A 5,202-nucleotide genomic window follows, 5' to 3' on the forward strand; every position below is an offset into this window, starting at 1 on the left:
CTGTCGCTTCCTCAGCTTCCTCTAATTCTACAACTTCTTCTATTGCTTCCTCAGTTTCTTCTAATTCCACAACTTCTTCTGTCGCTTCCTCAGGTTTCTCTAATTCCACAACTTCTTCTGCTGCTTCCTCAGATTTCTCTAATTCCACARCTTCTTCTGTCGCTTCCTCAGATTTCTCTAATTCTACAACTTCTTCTGCTGCTTCCTCAGCTTCCTCTAATTCCACAACTTCTTCTGTCGCTTCCTCAGCTTCCTCTAATTCTACAACTTCTTCTATTGCTTCCTCAGTTTCTTCTAATTCCACAACTTCTTCTGTCGCTTCCTCAGATTTCTCTAATTCCACAACTTCTTCTGCTGCTTCCTCAGATTTCTCTAATTCCACAACTTCTTCTGTCGCTTCCTCAGATTTCTCTAATTCCACAACTTCTTCTGTCGCTTCCTCAGGTTTCTCTAATTCCACAACTTCTTCTGYYGCTTCCTCARATYTCTCTAATTCCACAACTTCTTCTGCTTCCTTAGCTTCTTCTTCAAAAGCATCTGGTATTTCTATAGTAATTGTTTCTTCAAGCTTTTCATCTGCTTTTACAATCACTACATCTTCTAAGGTTTCTTCTTCGACTTGATTTGCTGCAAYTTCAGCAACAGTTTCTTCTATTTCTGTATTACATTCATTTTCTTCTGTTAATATCGAATACACATGCTCTACTTTAGAATCTATTGACTCTTCTTGTAAAGTTTCTTCGTTATCTTCTGTAGATGATAACGCCACTACATCTTGCTCCTGCTTCAAGGCTTGTACAATTGTAGCCTCTTTTTCCACATGCTGTCCTACTGTTTTATGAAGCAAATCATCACTTAGGCTTTCTTCTAATGAAGGGGCTTGCCGTTCAACTTCGTAACCGTTTTTCTCTAACCATGTATCCACAACCGATTTTTCTTCTACTTTATTACTTCGTTCGTTCACTCCGTTCTTAACAGATGAACTTCCTTGTAGAACTCCCGAAAAGTCAGATAATGTATATCCCTTTTTCTCTAACCATGCGTCAACAACAGCTTTTCCTTCAACAGATATTTCAAGATCTTCTCTTACCTTTTCTTCCTCCTGCACAACCTTCGTTTCTACTGAAGGACGGTTATATCCATAAATCGGAGAAATCATTTCTGTTGGACGAAATGGTCTACGGTTACTTTCTTGCGACGGTACGAATGCTTTTTTTACGACAGGCTCTGGTTCCGGTTCATATTGCAATTCCGGTTCCTCATATGTAGGTGCTTCTGTTTCCACATACGGTCGTCTGCTTCTTTCCACTTTTATTCCTCTTTGAGTAGGCTGTTCTTCATATRCTCCTCTTTGAATAGGTTGTTCTTCAAAGTTAGGCAGTTCTCTTACATCCTCCTCATCGAAGCCATTATCTGGTATTAATGGAAAACGACATTTCCCTGCATTCCGACTTGCCATTTGTGCTTCTCTTGCTTCAGTGTAGTGGTTTACACGAGGAATTTTCGGCTGACTTTCAATTTGTGCCGGTACTTCTTTATTCATCACTGTTTTTTCTTCCTCTTTGTTAAACAGCTTTTTCATCCAATCTAACATGTTTACCACTCTTTCTACTAAATAGTAACATCCTTTATTGTATCARCATTCGGCAAAAAGTGCAGGTAAAATTAAGCATATTGGTTTTATCCATAATATTCTAATTTACGATTGTTTTTCATATAGAAAAACGAGGTCTTACATGTAAGACCTCGTTTAATCTTTACCCTTCCGATATTCATCCACACTATCCGTTACACTTTGCAATAAAGAATTTACATACTGTGGGTCAGATAATTTTTTGTCTTCTTCAGGGTTTGACATAAATCCAAGTTCTAATAGCACGCCAGGAACTTTTGCCCAATTAAATCCAGAAAGATCATCCCGAAATTTAATTCCATTTACTTTCACTTGATGATTCTCTCTCATTTTATTTACTATCGTTTGAGAGATTTGAAGACTTTCAGCATAAATCTCTTTCGTATACGGACTTCCTTCTGCCGGTGTCAATACAGCAAATCCACTTTGATTTGGATTTTCAGAACCATCTGCGTGAAGGCGCAAAAATAAATTCGCTTTATGATCATTCGCGAATGTTGCTCGTTCCTTATTACTTATATCAACCTCATGTGACGTTCTCGTCATCAATACTTGTATACCTTTTTCTTCCAGTTTTTCTTTCAATATAAAAGCCATCTCTAATACAAGAACTGATTCCCTCTTTTTCGTTACAACTCCCGCTGTTCCGTCTGTTACTTTATATTTTTGCGTAGTTGCTCCTGGACCAATTGCCTCTAAATTTAAATTCGCTTTTTGTTGATGCCCTGAATCAATAACGACGAGAAACTTTTCTTGTTTTTCATTACTCTCTACTTTTTGTTCATTATTTTGTACAGGCTGTTCAGTTGTCTGCGCCGGCGGGATTTCCTCTGTCTTTTCTTTGGCCGACACTTCCTCCTGCTTATGTTCCACTTGCTCATTCGTTTGAATTGCTTGCGGCTGTTCTTTCTTTTCTTGTTCTTCTTGCTGCTTTTCTACCGGTRCGTCTTCTTTTTTATCGTTATTTTTTTCTTGTACAGAAGATGTTGTTTCTTTTTTCGGTTGTTCTTGTGAACAACCTCCCATATATATTCCAATGACTGCAATCATGCTCATTATTTTTATATACTTCATGCTTCTCTCCCATCACTTTGCACCGGTCTCAAAGTTTTTCTTATAATTGTTTTATAATTTCATCCATATTTCCAATATGAACGGGTTGCCACGTTTCTGTACCACGCTCTGCGGTATAGACTAGATAAGCATCATCAGCTACATTTACGAAAATAGGATCCCCCATATCCGTTTCATATCCGATAACAATCCATTCCTCTTTCCATTTTCCACTTTCTTCACTTATTAATGAATTTTTATGTTTATCATATCGATAACCGATTTGTCCTTTTTCTAATTCATTTTCGCTAAACACATATATTTCATAGGAACCTAGTTCGATATCTTGCTGTTTTGAAGTTTCAATTCGTTTCAGAAGTTCTGCAATTTTTGGTTGTTGCTTCATACGTCTACCCCCTTCTTTTTTCTAAATTTTACCTAATCCGTTTTTGAAATACAATATAGATTTTGAGAGGAAACGTTACAATCCTAGGAATTTCGCACAAAAAAATAGCCTCACATATGCGAGACTACTTTTTCTAACATCAATTAAAATTTAAATTCTTGTCCAACTTCAAAGCTATCTTCTAATACAAGAATACCTTTTTCTTCTGGAGCATCTGGAAGCTCTAACTCACGTGCAGAGCAAATCATTCCAGAAGAAGGAACACCGCGAAGTTCAGCTGGTTTAATTAACATACCACTTGGCATTACAGCACCGATTTTTGCAACAACAACTTTTTGTCCTGCATCAACGTTTGGTGCACCACATACGATTTGTAATGTTTCTGTACCGATTTCTACTGTACAAATGTTTAATTTATCAGCATTTGGATGCTTCTCTTTTTCAGCTACATAGCCTACAACAAATTTCGGCGTGAAATCAGCTTCTACTTTTTCTTCAAAACCATTCTTCGCTAAAATTCCGTTAATTTTTTCAACAAACTCTTTCGTTAATGTAACGTTTCCGTTGTCTGTTACTTCTACATAAGAAGACGCATTAAAGATGTTGAATCCTGCTGTTACGTTGCTTTCACGATCGTATACGCGAGCAACATCTCCTTTGCGGTCAAATGTACGGTTTTCTAAAGTAATATCTTGTAAGGTAACAATTAAAGTGTCACCAATTCCTTCAATGTTGTAAAAAACGTTCACTTCGTTCATCCTTTCTCTTTTCCATCTGTCTTCTTCCGATTCTTCGCTAAAATAAAGATTGGTTCGAAGTCCCCATCTTCATATACGAATGAAAGTGATGTAATCGGAACATGCCCTTCGGCAAAAAATTTCATTGTCATTTGTGCAATAATATCATAACCGATTTCGTTGACGATATCAGCAATAATTAATACATCTTGGTGAGGAACTGCAACAACCATATCACCAGAGATCTTTTCACGCATCGAGTGTAGTAACGATTCGTTTAAAATACGACTCGCATCGTATCCATCATTTGTGTTTAAAAAGTAGAATGTATTACCTGCTACTGTCTCCTGCTTAAATTCATATCCTAATGAGCGAGCATTAAATAATGCCATTTCACGTACTTGTTCCTCTGTAAGCTCTAATTTTTGCAATAAGCGCTCATCAATTAATCGATACGTTTTATTAGAATCTAGCGCATAGTAAATACGTGTTTCCGCCGTATGGTCCGTCATAATAAACGGATTTCCTTCTTCTGATTGTTTCGGGAAAGAAGTAGAGCGAATAACAGGTAAAATTTTCGCCGTGCTATTTTCTTCTTTATGCATTGCAATTAGCGCTTCTTGTACGTAATAAGCGACCTCTTCAATTGCTTTTTCTTTGTTCACTTCCCATTTTGCAACTACTCCTGGAAGTGATACGTTAATACCTTTTTTCGAGTCTGTTTGTTCAATACGAAGAACTTCTTTCTCGCTATCATAATGAAAGTCCCATTCTGGTCGAGATAATTTCTTCATTAACTCGTCTTTCATCTTTTTACTTGTCATTTTCATCTCTTTTTCCTCCCTTCCAAAAAAATAACCTCCCCCGCGAAGGTAGAGGTTGTTTTTACAATTCTATTGGCTAATTGTCTTATTTTAAACCTTCAATAAACTCTTCGATTTGCTCTTGTGTTTTACGATCTTTATTTACATAGCGTCCAGTTTCTTCACCTTTATTGTACGCTACAAAGCTTGGAATGCCAAATACGTCTACTTTCACGCATAAATCAATAAATTCATCACGATCTACATAGTAAAATGAGAAATCACTATACTTCTCTTCTACTTCTGGCATAAATGGATCAACGAAACGGCAATCTGGGCACCATTCTGCTGAGAACATGAAGACTACATTCTCTTCATTTTTTAATTCTTGGAATTGTTCCATGCTTTCTAATGATTTCATCTATATTTCCTCCTCTAACGAGTGCACTTTTTCACACTATAATCTTTTCTTTATACTACCATACATCGCGCATGGTGCAAGGTTTATGCTTGCTTTTCATCATACTTATATTGCCCAACAAGTAACTTAACAACGTGTACAAATAATTC

Annotated in this window: 5 protein-coding genes and 2 pseudogenes; all 7 read right to left on the reverse strand. The window is 36.8% G+C overall.

Going from position 1 to position 5,202, the window contains the following annotated elements; translation table 11 throughout:
• Nucleotides 1-1,594 (reverse strand): annotated as a pseudogene (locus AC1DJR_RS16495) (DNA translocase FtsK); the annotation flags it as partial.
• A gap of 156 nt (nt 1,595-1,750) precedes the next feature.
• Nucleotides 1,751-2,707: an N-acetylmuramoyl-L-alanine amidase gene (locus tag AC1DJR_RS16500; RefSeq protein WP_477003044.1), complete on the reverse strand. Its 957-nt coding sequence runs from the start codon at nt 2,705-2,707 to the stop codon at nt 1,751-1,753.
• A gap of 40 nt (nt 2,708-2,747) precedes the next feature.
• Complete coding sequence (locus AC1DJR_RS16505; protein WP_429686635.1) at nt 2,748-3,092, reverse strand: thiamine transporter; 345 nt, start codon at nt 3,090-3,092, stop codon at nt 2,748-2,750.
• 143 nt (nt 3,093-3,235) lie between these two features.
• Nucleotides 3,236-3,850 (reverse strand): YtpR family tRNA-binding protein, encoded by a 615-nt coding sequence (gene ytpR / locus AC1DJR_RS16510; RefSeq protein WP_477003045.1) that lies wholly within the window; start codon nt 3,848-3,850, stop codon nt 3,236-3,238.
• Nucleotides 3,847-4,659, reverse strand: a complete 813-nt coding sequence (locus AC1DJR_RS16515; RefSeq protein ID WP_002129459.1) for a DUF1444 domain-containing protein — start codon at nt 4,657-4,659, stop codon at nt 3,847-3,849. Before AC1DJR_RS16515 ends, ytpR begins: the two co-directional genes overlap by 4 nt.
• Nucleotides 4,660-4,738: 79 nt before the next feature.
• Nucleotides 4,739-5,053 (reverse strand): thioredoxin family protein, encoded by a 315-nt coding sequence (locus tag AC1DJR_RS16520; protein ID WP_002015619.1) that lies wholly within the window; start codon nt 5,051-5,053, stop codon nt 4,739-4,741.
• An 83-nt stretch (nt 5,054-5,136) separates the two neighbouring features.
• Nucleotides 5,137-5,202, reverse strand: a pseudogene (gene yjjX / locus AC1DJR_RS16525) (DUF84 family protein); the annotation flags it as partial.

Source organism: Bacillus sp. 05T31, from assembly GCF_056396725.1.